Consider the following 1353-nt stretch of genomic DNA (forward strand, 5'->3'; position numbering starts at 1 on the left):
AATTAAAAAAGCCTTGAAAAATTAATTTCAAGGCTCTCATTCTTATCCTATTACTATAATATTTCCCCACCATCTAAAAATTGATTGTGATAATTCATTTGCAGCGTATAATCTGTCTTTTCCTTTTGGTTGTCCATTAAAGTACATTTCTCCCCAATTGTTTGGATCGTAAACTTCAAAATACAATCTATTATTGATATGAGTGTATCCTTTTACAACTAAGAAATGTCCTCCTTGGTAGTTGTAAAATCTACCGATATTTGAATTGTTGTTATTATTAAATGAAATAAATCCAGTATTCACACAAACAATTGCAATATTTCCATTATCCAATATATCTGTCAAAGTATCTTCTCCATTGTATACAATTGTACGATTTGGAATTCTTTGATCATTCAAATATTGTGATACAGTGTTTGTTGACCACCATCCACCTTGCATAGGATAACGATCTCTTGCACCAGCTGCTGTTGAGATTGTATTTCTGTTGAACCATTTTTCTACCATTACACTTGAAGATGGACCACAATTTGAGTTACTAGCCCAGCCAGTGTTTCCTTGATCTATATACCAATTATAGTTTCTATCGTTGTGTACTTCTTGTCTTACTGCGACTGTAAAAGTAGGTGTTACTAAAACTACGATTGCCATTAAAAGCATTAATATTTTTTTGCCAAATTTCTTCATATTTTTACTCCTTTAATTTTATTTTTAAAAAGAAGACGTTTTACTTATATTTATAACCTCCTTATTTTATTTTTCTTCTTTTTATTAGCTAAATTATTTGATTTTATAACAATTAATTTCATAACTCTATGTATTCTCTGTAATTATGTTATCGTTTACAATAAAAGTATAACATTTAATTTTAAATTTTGAAATAGTTTTGAACAAAAAAATAGTAGCGCATTTTAAAATGCACTACTATTTTAATTTAATATTTAAAATAATGGCCAAATTATTCTTAAAACAAATACAATTGCCAAGATATACATCAAAATCGAAACGTCCTTTCTCTTTCCAGCTAATAATTTTATCAAAACATAGCTAATCATTCCGAAAGAAATTCCTTCTGCTATTGAATAACAAAATGGCATTGCAATTATTGTTATGAATGCAGGAATTGCTTCAGAATAATCGTAAAAGTCGATTTCTTTTATAGAACTTAACATGAATAATCCTACGATTACCAATGCAGGTCCTGTTGCTTGTGCAGGAATCATTCCAAAAATCGGGAACAAGAATAAGCTTAGAAAGAAAAAGAATGCTGTTGACAAAGCTGTTAGACCAGTTCTTCCACCTTCTGCAACTCCTGATGCCGATTCAACAAATGTAGTTACTGTACTTGTACCA

The 1353-nt window shown here is 29.6% G+C and carries 2 protein-coding genes; both read right to left on the bottom strand.

What is annotated here, in order from left to right; genetic code table 11:
* Positions 1 to 42 precede the first annotated feature (42 nt).
* Positions 43 to 687 (bottom strand): hypothetical protein, encoded by a 645-nt coding sequence (locus tag KHW44_RS09655; protein WP_304068907.1) that lies wholly within the window; start codon positions 685 to 687, stop codon positions 43 to 45.
* A 254-nt stretch (positions 688 to 941) separates the two neighbouring features.
* On the bottom strand, positions 942 to 1353 hold a 412-nt coding region (locus KHW44_RS09660), incomplete at its 5' end, for a solute carrier family 23 protein (protein ID WP_304068909.1).

The organism is Finegoldia magna, assembly GCF_018371055.1.
Classification (GTDB): Bacteria; Bacillota; Clostridia; order Tissierellales; family Peptoniphilaceae; genus Finegoldia; species Finegoldia magna_I.